General features: G+C 48.2%; 14 protein-coding genes. 4 read left to right on the top strand and 10 right to left on the bottom strand.

Annotated elements, in window-relative coordinates:
- Positions 1–152: 152 nt before the first annotated feature.
- The 3 genes from B5M13_RS09115 to B5M13_RS09105 all read left to right on the top strand — a co-directional run bounded on the left by B5M13_RS09115 (position 153) and on the right by B5M13_RS09105 (position 2,324).
- The gene (locus B5M13_RS09115; RefSeq protein WP_080055385.1) at positions 153–1,076 is read left to right on the top strand and encodes a porin family protein; all 924 of its coding nucleotides are present in this window, start codon (positions 153–155) and stop codon (positions 1,074–1,076) included.
- Between the two features lie 102 nt (positions 1,077–1,178).
- Entirely contained in the window at positions 1,179–1,745 is a 567-nt protein-coding gene (locus B5M13_RS09110) for a precorrin-2 dehydrogenase/sirohydrochlorin ferrochelatase family protein (RefSeq protein ID WP_080055384.1), read from the top strand.
- An 18-nt stretch (positions 1,746–1,763) separates the two neighbouring features.
- Positions 1,764–2,324: an NADPH-dependent FMN reductase gene (locus B5M13_RS09105; protein WP_080055383.1), complete on the top strand. Its 561-nt coding sequence runs from the start codon at positions 1,764–1,766 to the stop codon at positions 2,322–2,324.
- 2 nt (positions 2,325–2,326) lie between these two features.
- On the opposite strand, the gene B5M13_RS09100 is transcribed toward B5M13_RS09105, so the two are convergent.
- The 5 genes from B5M13_RS09100 to dtd form a co-directional block, all read right to left on the bottom strand.
- Positions 2,327–2,659, bottom strand: a complete 333-nt coding sequence (locus B5M13_RS09100; protein WP_080055382.1) for an MGMT family protein — start codon at positions 2,657–2,659, stop codon at positions 2,327–2,329.
- A gap of 108 nt (positions 2,660–2,767) precedes the next feature.
- Positions 2,768–3,340, bottom strand: coding sequence for a DUF3109 family protein (locus tag B5M13_RS09095; protein ID WP_080055381.1), 573 nt, complete (start codon positions 3,338–3,340; stop codon positions 2,768–2,770).
- 87 nt (positions 3,341–3,427) lie between these two features.
- Complete coding sequence (locus tag B5M13_RS09090) at positions 3,428–5,767, bottom strand: LysM peptidoglycan-binding domain-containing protein (protein WP_449448529.1); 2,340 nt, start codon at positions 5,765–5,767, stop codon at positions 3,428–3,430.
- 49 nt (positions 5,768–5,816) lie between these two features.
- Positions 5,817–6,458 carry an O-methyltransferase gene (locus B5M13_RS09085; protein ID WP_080055379.1) on the bottom strand — a complete coding sequence of 214 codons (642 nt, stop codon included), beginning with the start codon at positions 6,456–6,458 and terminating at the stop codon, positions 5,817–5,819.
- A 95-nt stretch (positions 6,459–6,553) separates the two neighbouring features.
- A complete protein-coding gene (gene dtd, locus B5M13_RS09080; protein ID WP_080055378.1) occupies positions 6,554–7,006 on the bottom strand; it encodes a D-aminoacyl-tRNA deacylase in 453 nt (150 codons plus the stop codon).
- A gap of 993 nt (positions 7,007–7,999) precedes the next feature.
- Here dtd and B5M13_RS09070 point away from each other — a divergent pair.
- A complete protein-coding gene (locus B5M13_RS09070; RefSeq protein WP_080055376.1) occupies positions 8,000–9,382 on the top strand; it encodes a glycoside hydrolase family 88/105 protein in 1,383 nt (460 codons plus the stop codon).
- 261 nt (positions 9,383–9,643) lie between these two features.
- On the opposite strand, the gene B5M13_RS09065 is transcribed toward B5M13_RS09070, so the two are convergent.
- From B5M13_RS09065 to B5M13_RS09045, 5 genes are all read right to left on the bottom strand, one after another.
- A complete protein-coding gene (locus B5M13_RS09065; protein ID WP_080055375.1) occupies positions 9,644–10,075 on the bottom strand; it encodes a nuclear transport factor 2 family protein in 432 nt (143 codons plus the stop codon).
- Positions 10,076–10,250: 175 nt separating this feature from the next.
- The gene (locus B5M13_RS09060; RefSeq protein ID WP_080055374.1) at positions 10,251–12,668 is read right to left on the bottom strand and encodes a TonB-dependent receptor domain-containing protein; all 2,418 of its coding nucleotides are present in this window, start codon (positions 12,666–12,668) and stop codon (positions 10,251–10,253) included.
- A gap of 129 nt (positions 12,669–12,797) precedes the next feature.
- Positions 12,798–13,382 (bottom strand): LutC/YkgG family protein, encoded by a 585-nt coding sequence (locus tag B5M13_RS09055; RefSeq protein WP_080055373.1) that lies wholly within the window; start codon positions 13,380–13,382, stop codon positions 12,798–12,800.
- Positions 13,379–14,755, bottom strand: a complete 1,377-nt coding sequence (locus tag B5M13_RS09050; protein WP_080055372.1) for a lactate utilization protein B — start codon at positions 14,753–14,755, stop codon at positions 13,379–13,381. Before B5M13_RS09050 ends, B5M13_RS09055 begins: the two co-directional genes overlap by 4 nt.
- A 2-nt stretch (positions 14,756–14,757) precedes the next feature.
- Entirely contained in the window at positions 14,758–15,492 is a 735-nt protein-coding gene (locus B5M13_RS09045) for a (Fe-S)-binding protein (protein WP_080055371.1), read from the bottom strand.
- Between the last annotated feature and the right edge of the window lie 225 nt (positions 15,493–15,717).

Below are 15,717 nucleotides of genomic sequence, written 5' to 3'. Positions count from 1 at the left end.
ATAACGTCGGTTAGCCCCAGATCCTGATGACGTTAGGGGATTAAAATTTATCCGAAACCGTCGTTCGCCAAAACATTGCTCATAATACGTCTGTTAATTGGGTGTAATTTCGATTACACCTTTTTTATGCAACTCAACGACATAAGCAAATTATGAAAAAGCAATTCTCATTCCTGGCAATCTGCCTGTGTGGTTTTGGCCTGGCTAATGGGCAAACCACATCCACTACGTATTCAACTACGACAAACACAAGCACTTCGACTCCTGCGTACTCAACACAGACGACAACGGACACCACGAATTCGATGAATAATTCGAACTCGATGAACAACTCTATGTCGACTAACAATATGTCGGATAGTTCGTCGATGAATCAGATGAACAACGCGAATACAGTACCAAACAGCACGTATTCGACCAACAGCATGTCGCCTGCCGACAATACCCAGACGACAACCGTGACCACCACCGAAACAACCCAAACACGGGATAAAAAAGCAAAGGATTACAAAAACTTCGTATTTGGTATTTATGCGGGTCTGAACACGACCAAGTTTAAAGGTGAAAGTGTTAACACAGGTGGCGACCTATCGGGCCGACTAGGTTATCAGGCAGGTTTCTTTGTGCGTGGAGGTGGCCGTTTGTTTGGTCAATTGGGTGCTGAATATTTTGCTTCTAGCTCTAACTACTTTACAAAAGGAGACGGACAGAGCGCACAAAACATTCAGGATCAGATCAATATCCAGTATATCCAGATCCCGGTTTATATTGGTTATAAGCTTCTGGAATCGGATCGGGGAATTTCGGCCATTCGCTTACAGGCGGGGCTTGAATACGCCAACCGGATCAGTTCCAGCAGTGGCCGATTTAATCTGACCAATGCCGAAATCAAAAGTGGTACGTTCAATGCGCTGGGCCAGATCGGTTTTGATATTGGTCCGCTGTTGATCGACCTGACTTACCACCACGGCTTAAGCAACTCGATCACGAACCCAACCAATGGCAATACGACCACAACGGGTTTTAATGGCTCGCAACGTCGGGTTCTGAGCGCCAGCGTAGGCTTTAAGTTCTAAAAAACGAATCAGTCATTCGTCGTTGGTCGATAGGAGTTCGTTTGCAAAGTAGATTTGGCTTCCCAAATTTGCTGGCAACTCCTATCGACTGACGATTTTATTATGAATACACTGTTTCCCATATTCGTTAAAGCCGACCATCTACACATTCTGATCGTTGGTGGCGGGTACGTGGGCCTGGAAAAGCTGACCGCCTTACTCAGTAACTCGCCCGATGCCCGTATTACGCTCATAGCGCCTGCCATCCGGGAGGAAATTCAGACACTGGCGACTCAATACCCGAAGCTCCAGTTGATCCATGAATCCTACCAGTCTGCTCACTTATCGGATAAAGACCTGGTGATTGTCGGGACAAACGACAAATCAGTAAATCAGCAAGTTCAGGCCGATTGTAAACATCAACGCATTCTGGTCAATGTAGCCGATACGCCTGACTTATGCGATTTCTACCTGAGTTCGGTCGTAAAAAAAGGGGATCTGAAAATTGCCATTTCGACCAACGGAAAGTCGCCAACCTTCGCCAAGCGTTTTCGGGAAGTCCTGGAAGACATTTTACCTGATAGTTTGCAGGAAACCCTCGATAACCTGACAGCCATCCGAAATCAACTCAAAGGCGATTTTGTTCAGAAAATGGAGAAACTAAACGAGATCACGAAGGTGTTGCGTTGATACGTCGACAACAACACCATGACCATTCTCGCCATTTCGGGCAGTCTTCGCGCTGCTTCGACCAATACATCCCTCCTTCGCGCAGCCGCCAGACTAACTCCGGCAGGTGTAACGATCAGCCTTTACGATGGCCTGGACGATTTGCCCCATTTTAGCCCCGAGCGGGATGTTGATCCAGCGCCCGAATCGGTGAGTGCCCTTCGAGCTCAGCTCCGCCAGGCCGATGCAGTCATGATTTGCACACCAGAATACATTCACGGAATGCCGGGTGTGCTGAAAAATATGCTCGATTGGCTGGCTTCGTCAGGCGAGTTCGTTTACAAACCAGTCAGTGTAATTAGTGCAGGACCATCGGCATCGGGCGGTTCGCGGGCACATGCGTTGTTATTGCATACGATGGACGTTCTGACGGCCCATTTACCCGAAGGGACTTCGCTGATTGTGCCTTCTGTTAAAACGCGCTTGAATGCCGCTGGCGAAATCACCGACCCAGTACTGGCTCAGGAACTTCAGGCAGTCATTGCTTCGCTGGTCAACGCTGTACAGCGCTCCTCAGCAAAGTTTGAATCAGACCAATGAATTTACAGGGCCAGTTCGACAGTTGGGTCCCAGTAAACAGTTTTGAAGTCTACCACTTTATCATTCTTCACCCGAACACCTTCATCTTCCAGCAGTTGCTGCATGATAGTCGGCCCACCGAAAAAGTGTTTGCCGGATAAGACGCCCACGCTGTTTACAACCCGGTGGGCAGGTACATCCGGGCGGTTATGGCAACCGTTCATAGCCCAGCCGACCATGCGTGCTCCCGCCCGAAGACTCAGATACCGAGCAATCGACCCATAGGTGGTAACTCGCCCTTTCGGCACCAGCCGTACAACCTCGTACACCTCTTCAAAGTAATCGCGCTGCTCCATGATAAAGGAGTTATCACACAGCGATTCACGGAAAAAAGGAAATACACCGAGTTACTTCTATCGTCTGTCTATCTCTTTTTAATCCGTGAATTACTGTGTAATAATCAGTTAATCAGTAGTTTTTTCCTCAACAGCCCTCACTAATCGGTTGTACCAGTCGTCGCCGTAGGCCCGGATGAGCGCTTCACGGACAAATTTGTAGATAGGCACATTCAGTTGCTCGCCAAAGCTACAGGCAGGGTTACAAATGGGCCATCGGTCGTAGTTAAGCGCGTGGAAGGAATCGTATTTAGTAACCCGAATGGGGTATAAATGGCAGGAAATCGGTTTTTTCCAATCAACTTTACCATCGTTGTAGGCTTCTTCGATACCACATTTAAGAATTCCCCGCTCATCCCAGATCGCGTACACGCATTCGCGTCCGCCCACGGTGGTGGTCACATACCCCCCATGCCCATCAGGTTCGTAGCCTCCCTGTTGTTCGATGGCCCGGATGCCTTCGGGAGACAGGTACGGTTTGATGTCGTCGTAAATCCGGTCGAGGATAGCCGGTTCGTCGTTTTCCAATGGTGCACCCATGTCGCCTTCTACGCAGCAGGCACCTTTACACTTATCCAGGTTACAGACGAAAAACTTCTCAGCCACATCGTCGCTGATACAGGTATGGTCAAGCAGAATCATACAGTAAAGATACAAAAATATGACGAGGCCGGGTTATCATCCGGGTAAACCCCTGACAATAACCCGGCCTCTGTACTGGGGAATCCGTTACTTCATGATCTTTATCTTCTGCCCTTCACGTACGGTCACATCTGACAGGTTATTCCAGGACTGAATCTGCTCAATGGTGACGCCATAATTTTTCGAAATCCGAAACATAGTTTCTCCTTTGGCCACCGTATGGTAGGTCGCAGTCGGCTGAGTCGATTCAGAAGCTGATGGTTTAGCCGACAGAGTGGGTTGTACAGCCCGACTGCCAGGTGCTGCTTTCACAATCAGTTGCTGACCTACTTCCAGTACGTTATCCCGCGTCAGATTATTCATTGACAGCAGCTCGTCGACCGTTAGTCCGTATTGTTTGGAAATACTGTAATACGTCTGCCCTGGCTCAACGGTATGGCTGGCGGTCGAGCGATTCGCAGCCCCGGTTGTTGGCGAAACGGGTTTAGGCTCTACGGATGTGCTGGTCGAGGCATCGGGGCGCGTGTCGTTTTTAGCAACAGGCAGAGCCGCCGGCCGGGGAGGAGCCTTCGTAGGAGTAACAGGGGTTACTGTCGTTAGGGAACCATCGGCCTGTTGTTCGCGAGCCCCCTCATATTTACTCGTTTCAGGACGGCCCATATCCATATCCGATGCCGAAGCTGGTTTCGATTGTGGGGTTGCTGTTGGCTTCTGATTCGACGCAACTGGCTCCTCGGTTGGTTTAGCACGCTCAGGTGTTGTGGCAACAGGAACCGTTTTGGTTGGCTGCGAACTATCGGGCGTCCGTACAATTACCACCCGCTGTGAACCATCCGAACTACCCGATGGGGTACTACTGGCTGGAACAGACCGGCTCGTCGTGGGCGGTGTTGTTGACCGAACCGGCTCAGTACGTTGCGGAGCCGCCGGTTCCGACGTACCGTCGTTGGGCGTAACGCCACCCCCTACCAGTTTTGGCTGATATAGTTTACGTTCCGATACGTTCCGTGGCACACTCTCCATACCACTTACATTCCGGTTGCCACCCGCTAAAGGTGTCGTCACAACGGCCTCAGTCCGTCGTGGCGGGGTTGGCGTTGGATCGTAAACAGGTGGTGTTGGCCCATTGATCACTTCAACCGGTTTGTTACTGGGTCTACGTTCACGCAGCCACATTACCCGGCCAGTCACCAGCTTCTGCACCCGGTCCAGTCGGTTATACCGCATCAGTTTTTTCAGTCGCAGGCCATACCGCTGCGAAATGCTGCGTGCCGTTTCGCCATCTCGAACGGTGTGAAACGGAACCAGCGCTTTCTTCCGCTTTTTGGCCAGATAATACACATCATTGACAATGATAGGATCGCGATCGGTCATATCGTTATACCGTAGGAAGCTCGACAGGCTAATTTTTGCTTTTCGAGCCAGCGACCCGGCATCATCACCCGCCTGCGCCTGTATACCCGGCAATCCGTTGATTTCGTATAATATAGGCTCATTTTTACTACTTAAGCCGGTCGTTACACGACGTAAGACAGGAAAACCCACATCATTCTGAACGAAATCGGGCGTCTTCTTCCCACTTACCGTGACGATTTTCTGCCGTACATCGTTAATCTGGGTATTTACTACCGGAACAGCCATAACGTACGGTTTATCGGTTGGAATAGCATCGCCCAATACCCAGCGGTTGTATTTACGCAATTCAAATTCATCGACCCCAAGCTCTTCAGCAATGCCCTTCAGGGTCTTGCCTCCTCCGTTCGGGTACTCAATCAGGGCGAAGCGATTGCTGGTCTGGTGTGTTTGCAGGGCATTCTCAATGGCAATCTTATGCGCAAAGAACCGCAAAATGTAACGATCCGTACGACCGTCCAGCGCTACTTCCCGGGCATATGACCAATCGGGTGGAATTAATTTAGCAATCCCTCCGGCACCCAGATAGTATGAGTACAGCGAGGCAACCCAGTTATTAAATTGGGCATTACTGCGTTTCAGATATTTGGCGGCCCCATGCGTGGAGGCCGTAATGCTTTTACGCTCATCAATTTCATCATCCACCCGCATGCCATGATCAAGAGCGGTTTCGCGTTTGAACTGCCAGTACCCTACCGCCGTTGACGACGAGACCGCATCCGGCGTAAGCGAGCTTTCCTGAACAGCGAGGAATTTGAAATCAGTTGGTACGTCTTCGTCGATCAGAATAGCTTCGATCATCGGGAAGTAAAGGACTACCCGATCCAGTTTAGCCGTCCAGTACTGCCGATTCGACAGGAGTGCGTTCACATCCTGCTGAACGATGCGCCGGGCATCGGGGTCAAGCCGTACCGAGATGTCGGCAAAAGTGAGTTGCTCTGGCACGACAGGCACACTTACCTGCGCCGATGCCATCATGCCCGTCAGCAGAAAAAGAAGGGTTAGGATATGCATTCGTTTTTTCATACTTCATACCGCTTCGGCGGCTCCTTTTCAAGCGTAATTATCGTTTTCGAATCATCATAATCCCGTCTCGTACGGGCAACAGCACATTTTCTACGCGCGGGTCGTCCTGAATTTTCTGGTTAAATGCCAGCACTGCCGCCGTATCCAGATCCGATGGTTTTACTAACTCAACAACCTTGCCACTCCATAAGACATTATCGACCAGTATGAAGCCTCCTGGCCTCAGCTTATCAAAAATCAGGTCGAAATAGGTTGAATTGTTCCGTTTGTCGGCATCAATGAATACCAAGTCAAACGTTTCATTGAGGGTCGGCAGTATATCGGTAGCCAAGCCAACCCGAAAATCAATTTTGTTATAATAAGGCGATTGCTGCCAATACGACCGCGCAAACTCCTCCAGTTCCTCGTTCTGATCGATGGTAATGAGCTGGCCGTCGTCGGTCAGGCCCTCAGCCAGACATAGCGCCGAGTAACCCGTATAGGTACCTAATTCAAGAATCCGTCGCGGACGAAGCATATAGGAAATCATGGCCAGAAAACGGCCCTGCAAATGCCCCGAGAGCATGCGGGGAGCCATAATGTGCGCACGCGTATTACGGTTTAGCCGATAAAGCAACTCGCTTTCGGGCGAGGTAAGGGCTTCGGCATACGCAGTGATATTGGGGGGCAAAAAATCCATTCGGCAATTTACCTGACCGGTCTATCGACCGACAGGCAAGGACTGGTTTTAGTAAAATTAGCGGATCGTTCAAATAAATCGACAAACCTGATCTACTAAATCCGATTTTTCGAGTCTATGACGATCGTAACGGGGCCATCGTTGAGCAACGAAACCTTCATATCAGCTCCAAATTCGCCTGTCTGAATTGGTTTCCCCAGATCGGCTGTAAGCTGCGCAATCATCGCTTCATAAAGTGGAATGGCCACTTCAGGTCGGGCGGCTTCAATAAAACTAGGCCGATTCCCTTTTTTGGTACTAGCATGCAACGTAAACTGGCTAATGAGTAAAATACTACCATCGACGGCAGCCAAATCCAGATTCATTTTAGCATCGACATCATTAAACACGCGCATACCGACAATTTTTCGGCTCAGCCACGTCACATCATCGTGCGTATCAGTGTGTGTAATGCCTAATAAAACCAGAAAGCCAGTTCCTATCTGGCCTTTTATCTGTTCATCGATCGTAACAGAAGCATGGGTAACCCGTTGAATTACAACAATCATATTGGCATCAAAATGGTTATAAAAACCGTTGCGTCAAAATTGACACTTTATAATTAAAAGAATTACTATTTTCTTTACTTTATCCCTTTATTTTACCACTTAAGTTGATAACTATCCCAAAAAAGAAGGCGAAATTGCGATTGGCAAAAGTTTTGTTCAAGCATTGACGAAATCAGGTGATTTGCGTCTAATTCCATAATGCATTTGTTAGCTGTTTTTTTTACCAGTTACTAAAAAAAAATACAGGTCAGCTTAAACCCAATTACTCAATTGTTATCATACCCTACATGAATGACGAAAACAACATTGAGACATCCAACTAACTCAAAAAAATGGACAAGCGATTACTGTTAACGTTAATTATACTAGCCATATTAGTTGCCCCTATTGGGTATATTGCCCTGATAATCAATTGGTTTAAGAATTATACTAGTGGTATTACTTCTTACAATTCAACTGAAGTAGTTTGTGAAACCATAGCTGTGCTGATTTATACGTATTTCGGTATTCGTTTTTTTAACCGGCATATAAATTCGCTACACTAAAATTAGCTTTCACTACTATTAGATGCTCTGGATTCTACTGGTCTTACCACCTATAGATTCCAGAGCATTGATTTATCATCTGGACGGTTTCTTAATCGCTATTAGCTCTTGCCGCCCTCAAATGCAATATACGATACTGAAAAAATCTCACTATGCCTATTGAAAACAAATTTTCATTTGTCGATATACTGGTAGTTGGCAATCAGAAATTTTTGTTTCAATTGTCTTCGTTTCTGGCATCAGTAACCCTCTTTATTACCTCTCCAAAATTCCATATATACGTTCAGTTATCCTTTTATTTTAGGCAGTAAGGTGGCTGAAAGCCAAGGCAGGCCTGTGTAGGATGAGCAATAAACAGGTTTTTGTAAACTATGGAGTATTCGACGAAGCAATTCGCCTATTTATATGGTGATGCCGTTGATTGCCAACCTAATTCCAATTCAGTTTTATGCCTGTTTCCCCTATAACTCCTCCCTTCACCAACCGATTTTTTGGTCTCTTATTGGTGGGATTATCTGCTGGAATCCCTCTTTACGCCCAGCAGCCTAAAGCCAATGATTCCACCACTCCGCTACATCTGCTAAAACCCGATTATCCTGTACCATATGGCCAGCCAAAGGTTGAGGAGGTAACCAGCGTACTTCACCGAATCTACAATTATCTGGATGCGAATACGCCTACGCAACTTATCGATAGGGAAACGAAGAAAGATATTCCTTCGGGTGGTTCTTTTAATGCCAATGCCATTTTCAAACCCGGTGACTTCCGACTGATCAGTTACGAATGGGGCGTCACCTACATGGGTATGTTGCTCGCCAGTCAGGCTACAGGCGATGCGCGTTACGCCAACTATACCCATAAACGGCTTCAGTTTATTGCTGAACAGGTCCCCTATTTTCGGGCACAGGTAACGGCCGACCCCCACGCGAATACGCCTATGCGATCAGTGCTGGCCCCGCACGCCCTCGACGATGCCGGTGCAATGTGTGCAGCCATGATTAAAGCCAGCCGGGCCGGAGGAATCAAAACCGACCTGCGCCCCATAATCGACAACTACATCAGCTATATCCAGACAAAAGAATTCCGGCTGGCCGATGGTACCCTGGCGCGTAATCGACCACAACCGAATACACTTTGGCTCGACGACCTGTTTATGAGCGTACCGGCACTCGCTCAAATGGGTAAACTTACTGGCGACCGGAAATACTACGACGAAGCCACAAAACAGGTTCTCCAATTTTCGAAACGGATGTTTAACCCCCAAAAAGGGCTTTACATGCACGGCTGGGTCGAAGGCATGAGCATTCACCCCGAGTTCCACTGGGGTCGCGCCAATGGCTGGGGTATTTTGACGGCCGTGGAATTACTGGATGTACTGCCCGAAGACCACCCCAATCGTCCGGCCATTCTGGAACTGCTACGAGCCCATGCCAAGGGACTGGCGGCTCAGCAGTCGGGTTCAGGCTTCTGGCACCAGCTTCTCGACCGACACGACTCGTATCTTGAAACCTCCGCCACAGCCATTTATGTGTATTGTTTTGCCCATGCCATCAATCAGGGCTGGCTCGATCCACTGGCCTATGCTCCTGCCACTCTATTGGGCTGGAACGCTGTAGCTACCAAAGTCAATTCAACGGGTCAGGTCGAAGGCGTTTGCGTTGGTACGGGTATGGGCTTTGATCCGGCTTTTTATTACCATCGGCCAATTAACCCCTATGCCGCTCACGGCTATGGCCCTGCCTTACTGGCGGGTGCAGAAGTGATCAATCTAATTAAAAGCCATACGTTCGAGATCAACGATAGTTCGCTGCAACTGGTGAAAAAGAAATAGGGCTTTAAAGATAAAGCCTTTGCATGAGTTTGAAGATACCCAAAAGCAAATTGTCAGCTATCGCCAGCCAAGGTTAATCAATTGGCTCTGACAATAACTGACAATGTATGAACGGCCTATCAATACTGTTTTGAGAATCAGGCAGGTGAGTTCAGGAGAGTTAGTCAAAAAATACTGACTTATTTTGACTAATACGTTTTATCATAGGTTTTGCAGGATAGGCCCACCAGAGTTCTGATGGGCCTATTTTTTGCTTACCGTCTAGATTTTCACGGCTTGCCGGGCCAGTAATTTCCAACTGCCTTTTTGCTTGACCCACACCAGCAGGACCGATAACTTTACCTGCCCTGGCTTGCCTTTGTCGAGCGTTTCGCCCGTCAGTTTGTGCCGAACCAGAGCCGTATTATCGACCACTGTAATCACCTGGTCGGTCAATTCAATACTAACAAAATCAGATGCACCACTGACCAACGCTTCTACAAAAGCAGCTTTGTCTTCAATTTTCCCACTCGAGTGGCCATAACTTAACTGGTCGGCAGCTAGTGCTTCCAGCTTGGCTTTATCGGGCGAGATCATCAATACACGCAGTTGTTCAACAGCCTGGCTAACAGCGTCCTGGTCTCTTGCGGGTGAAAAACTGGTTAGCGTTAAAATGGTACAAAGAGTTACGAGGGCAAGCGCAATTGATTTCATCTACCTATATGATTTATTAACAAAAATTGATTGAACAGTAACAGCGAACGGTGGTGTTGCTGTTCAGTCAAAAGCTTACTGCAATCTTTTTTACCGTAAGTGACTTCCAAATTTACTAGATGGTAAATTGATTACACTGACGTTGAAATTCAGACGTTTTGAACCACAAAACTAGTTAAAAATCAGCCTCACTCGCATCTTTCATTTTCTTTTTCGCCTGCCGTAGGCGATAGTTGAATGTCAAATTGAACTGTCGCAGCCGTCCCTGGGAGTTGCTTTCTGTATAAAAATTGGCCCCTTCGGTAATAGAGCGATATCTACGCGAGTTAAACACATCGATTATGTTAAAAACCAGAGTCCCGTTATTGTTTAGAATATCTTTACTAATGGATACATCGAGTGTAGCAATGGCCCGCCGGCTACCTTGTGGTGTTTTCTGAGGGGCTTCGTAATTGGCGCGTAGTTGGGCATCCGTGTTTTTCCAGAACGTAAACCGGGAACTTGTCCGGGCAAACCAGCTATAGGTGTCGCTCTGATAACTGGCATCCAGGTTACCTCCGTTGGTAATGGCCCGGAAAAAATTGAGGCTCCCATCAAGTTTCCACCATTTATAAAGGGCATATGAGCCAGCGAACTCCGCCCCGTATGAATGTTCGGTAGCCAGATTTTCGGGCCGGGTAGTCGAATTGCCCAGTGTATCGACCCGGCGGATGCGGATAATTTTGCCGGTCGTATATCTATAATAAACCGATGAGCTAAACGAGCCTTTTTCTACGTATTTGATATGGCCTAGCTCAAAAGCATCCGTAAATTCAGGATTCAGATCGGGGTTACCACTGAAAAAATTCCGGCTATCACTGAAGGTCATAAACGGACTCAAATCATTGTACTGCGGCCGCCGAACCCGCCGACTGTAACTAGCCTGCAACGCATGTTGGTGAGGCAAATCGTAGGTGGCATGAAGACTCGGAAACAGATTGGCGTAACTACGTGGATTTACATCGTTGGTCTGCTTAAGCGTAGTGGTCACATCCGTCCACTCCGCTCGCAGGCCTGCCTGATACGAGAATTTTCGAATCTTATTCCCAACAATTCCGTACAGGGCATTAATCTTTTCCTGGTATAGAAAATCGTTTGTCAGATTCGGTAGAGCGAACCAGCTTCCATCCGAATTCTGCTGCGTAACGGTATAATCGTTCGTCATGTTACGCGTACTACTCCGCAAACCGCCCTCTATTTTTCCATCTTTCCGGAACGGGCGCACATAATCGACCTGCACCAGAAACTGCTTTTCCGTTTCGTCATTGACAGCCCGTTGCAGGATATTCGGACTGCCTGATGGAGCACCATTGGGCAGAAACGTCTGCTGCGTAAAATACTGATCCGATTTTTCCCAATTATCCAGATACCGAACATCGGCTGTCAGCTCGTGGCCTTCTCGTGCAAACGTCTTCTTGTAACTGATTACGTATTCGGAGTTAGGCTCGGTTTCGGTTTCATCCTGTGTCCGGTTGGTAATTCCCTTCGGATTAGCCAGCGTACTCACATAATCCAGATAATGAATATCGGAGAAGCGTTTACCCTTACTAATGCGCCAGGTGTAAGCCGCCGTCAGAATGGTTTTAGGATTAAAATAATAATCGATACCGGCGCGGGCGTTGTTATTCTGCCCTTTCAGCTGACTGGTCGAATTTTGCTGCGAAATGAAGGTTGAATCGTTGCGGTATACTTCCTGATAAATGGAGTTTCTGCCCGGTGTGTTTCGATACGAAGCCGTGTAGTTGATGAAGAAATTCAAGTTTTTGCGTCGATAGTTGACGTTGGCAGCAGCTCCAAAATTGGCTGGATAACCAGTAATGACATCGAACGATCCGTTAAAACCCTCCTTTCGTTCCTTCTTCAGAACGATGTTAATGATGCCGCCCATACCTTCGGCTTCGTATCGGGCCGATGGGTTGGTAATCACCTCAACCCGCTCAATCATACTGCCTTGCAATTGCTGTAAGCCCGCTCCCCCTTTGATGCTAACCAGTCCAGACGGTTTCCCGTCGATCAGAATCCGAACACTATTGCTTCCCCGCAGACTGACGTTCCCTTCTCCGTCGACGGCTACCGATGGTATATTTTTGAGTATGTCCGATGCTGTTCCACCCGCATTTGCCAGATCTTTACCAACATTGAAAATTCGTTTATCAAGCGACAATTCCATCTGGCTTTTCTCACCAACCACGACAACTTCTTCCAGCTTTTTCGCGCTGGATTTCATCACCGATACACCAAGTTGTATATCCTGAGTGGTTACGTGAAGGTCGTCAACAACTTTTTCCTGATAGGAAACAGCACTGGCTTTCAATTTATAATGTCCTGGCTTAGCCTGTAATGCAAACGTTCCAGCTTCGTCAGCAACTACTCCCGAAATAGGAGTTGTACCCGATGCCTGATATAAGGCAACCGACGCGAAGGGGACCGGCTTATTGGCTTCATCGACAAACGTACCTCGAATCCAGATTTGGTGTTCTATTTTGGGGCTCTGAGCAAAGGCAAGTGTTGAACAAAGGAGAAAAAGGCAAACACGTAGAGGTGCTAAAGGCATAGTTTTGGAATGGCAATCACGCTGACCGAACGAGTAAAACGTCGGCAAGTGCGAAACCAATTGAATGAATCTGTAGATAGTACACAAAGAAACGAGGTTTGCCTATCTACCAATTCTCAACTTAATCTTTTAAGGTAACAGGTAAACTGTTAGGGAACGGGCACCATGTGCGCCAATTACCAGGCTTTGTTCAATATCGGCCGTTTTGGAAGGCCCACAGATAAACGTACCAAAGCCGGTCGTATCCACTTTCAACTGCTTATAGGCATCATGCATGTTGGGCACCAGCGTCGATTGCCGAATCACAATTACCAGGTATTGCGTAATCATAGGTGCTACGCGCTGTGGCAATTGCTGCTCATCGACCCAGATAGCAGCATTTTCGGCAACCGCGATTGGCCCTTCAATAATCGCCAGATTCAAATCGGCCAGTTCGTGCGGGTCCGATACGGTCATCGTTCGGTCGGCCAGATCAGCTAGTTCCGGGATGGTGGTTGCAACGCTTTTCAGATTTGGGTATTGAGCCTGTAAATCAGCCCTGATAGCGGCATAATCAGGGACAACCAATGCCCTTCCTCCCACAAATGTGAGTACATCAATAAACTGTTTAGTTAAGTCGGGAAACGTCGAAACGAACGTATACTGCTCAGGCAATGGGCGTAAATCGGGCTGATTAGCCTTGATATTCGCCAGAATTTTTTCGCGGGAGGTCATACTTTCTTGTTATTGATGTACCAATCGCGGAAGCTTTCGGCGGGAGGCTCGGGCATTTCGCGCTGATTGTACCAGGGATTGAATCGATTTTCGGCCAGTACGGGAGTAAACCGCAATACTCCTCGTCCTATTTTTCCGGCCACCCGATACAGGCTGGGCGACTCAAGCACCGTAGCCATCGCTTTCATAGCTGCAGTTTTGCTACCAGGCCCGTACCCTTCTTTCATTAAGACCTGCCGCCATTTGTACAACTGGTCGTGGATATCGATTTTCACCGGACAGACGTTGGAACAGGATCCGCAGAGTGTAGAAGCAAAGGGCAGATCGGCGTTTAGTTTCATGTCCAGATTCGGAGCCAGAATAGACCCGATAGGCCCCGCAATGGCACTATGGTAGCTATGTCCGCCCGACCGCCGGTAAACCGGACACGTATTCAGGCAAGCCGCACACCGGATGCATTTGAGCGAATTCCGAAAATCAGGACGACCGAGCTGCCGACTACGCCCGTTATCAACAATCACGATATGCATCTGCTGACCCGGTCGGGGTCGGTGGAAATGACTCGAAAAGGTTGTAATAGGCTGCCCGGTTGCTGAGCGAGCCAGCAATCGCAGAAAAACGCCCAGATGTTCAGCTCGTGGAATAATCTTTTCAAAACCCATTGCGGCAATGTGTACATCGGCCAGATGCGCCCCCATATCAGCATTCCCTTCGTTGGTGCAGACCACAAACCCACCGGTTTCGGCAATAGCGAAGTTGACGCCTGTAAGCGCTACTTTCCGCGTCAGAAACGTATCGCGCAGGTGTTGACGTGCCGCTTCGGTCAGGTATTGCGGATCCGTAGCGCCTTTTTCAGTGCCAAGGTGTTCATGAAACGTTTCGCCCACATCGCTCTTTTTCAGGTGAATAGCGGGCAGTACAATGTGCGACGGTGGCTCTTTACGCATCTGCACAATGCGCTCGCCTAAGTCGCTGTCGATCACTTCGATACCATGCCGGGTCAGGTAGTCGTTCAGATGACACTCTTCGGTCAGCATCGACTTCGATTTCACCATCCGGGTAACGCCCGCATCCTGAATCAATTTATGGATAATCGCATTGTGTTCGTCAGCATTTTCGGCCCAGTGTACGGTAATACCATTCTGTTTAGCATTCTCCTCAAACTGCGCCAGCAGATCGTGCATATTCGACAGCACATGGTTTTTGATCTGCGAAGCGGCTTCCCGCAACTGCTCCCATTCGGGTAGCTGAGCAGCTGCCCGGTCACGTTTGGTCCGTACAAACCAGAGCGTTTCATCGTGCCAGTCGACCCGAGGCTCATCTTTATTGAACTCAACAGCAGCACTGGCGTGATCTAAATTTAGCTGATTCATGATTATACCGTTGCTGTTAAAATCTCTGCGATGTGTTTGACCTGAACGGCGGAATTAGCCCGCTTCAGAATACCTTCCAGATGCATCAGGCAGGATACATCGACTCCGGTAATGTAGTTGACCCCATGTCGAAGATGGTCGGCTACGCGATCCTTACCCATTTTAGCCGATACGGCTTCTTCCGTTACGCAGAACGTTCCGCCAAAACCGCAGCATTCATCTCGCCGATCCAGTTGCACCAGGTCGAGCCCATCGACCAGATTGAGCAGTTGAGCTGGTTTGGAAAATGGAGGGGCTACCAGTTCCGACATCTGCGCCAGGTGTAACCCCCGCTGTCCGTGGCAACTCTGGTGAAGCCCTACCCGATACGGAAATGTCGCTTTCAGTGAAGATACCTTCACCACATCCGTCAAAAACTCGGTCAGTTCATAAATACGGGACCGAATAGCCGATGCTTCAGACTCATTCGCTGCATGCAGATGATGTTTGATATGCAACGTGCAACTACCTGATGGTGAAACGATATAGTCATAGCCCGAAAAGTTACGTACGAAATTTTCATTGCAGCCACCCGTCAGATGCTCATACCCGGAATTGGCCATTGGCTGGCCACAACAGGTTTGTTGCAGGGGGTAATCGACTTCACAACCAACGTTTTGGAGTAGTTTCAGTGTGGCAATGGCTACTTTCGGATAAAACTGATCGATGTAGCAGGGGATAAATAAGCCAACTCTCATAGACTGATCTGAACCGTATTTTCAACAAAAATACCGTATGTAACGATGCTGTCTCTCCTGTACTCTCCTTTTATACGACTTTTTTAATGAAGACAACAAACTTTATGTATTGGGGTCGTTTGAAAACGTTCAATGTACGAACACCGACAGGAATCCATTACCTTAGCTTGTATATCATGGTCAATCGCGTTGGCATCGTCTAATGCAATGGGCACAATCGTGGTT

The organism is Spirosoma aerolatum (genome assembly GCF_002056795.1).
Taxonomy (GTDB): domain Bacteria; phylum Bacteroidota; class Bacteroidia; order Cytophagales; family Spirosomataceae; genus Spirosoma; species Spirosoma aerolatum.
The sequence above is the reverse complement of the archived record's forward strand: the minus strand, read 5'-3'. Positions and strand labels throughout refer to the sequence as shown.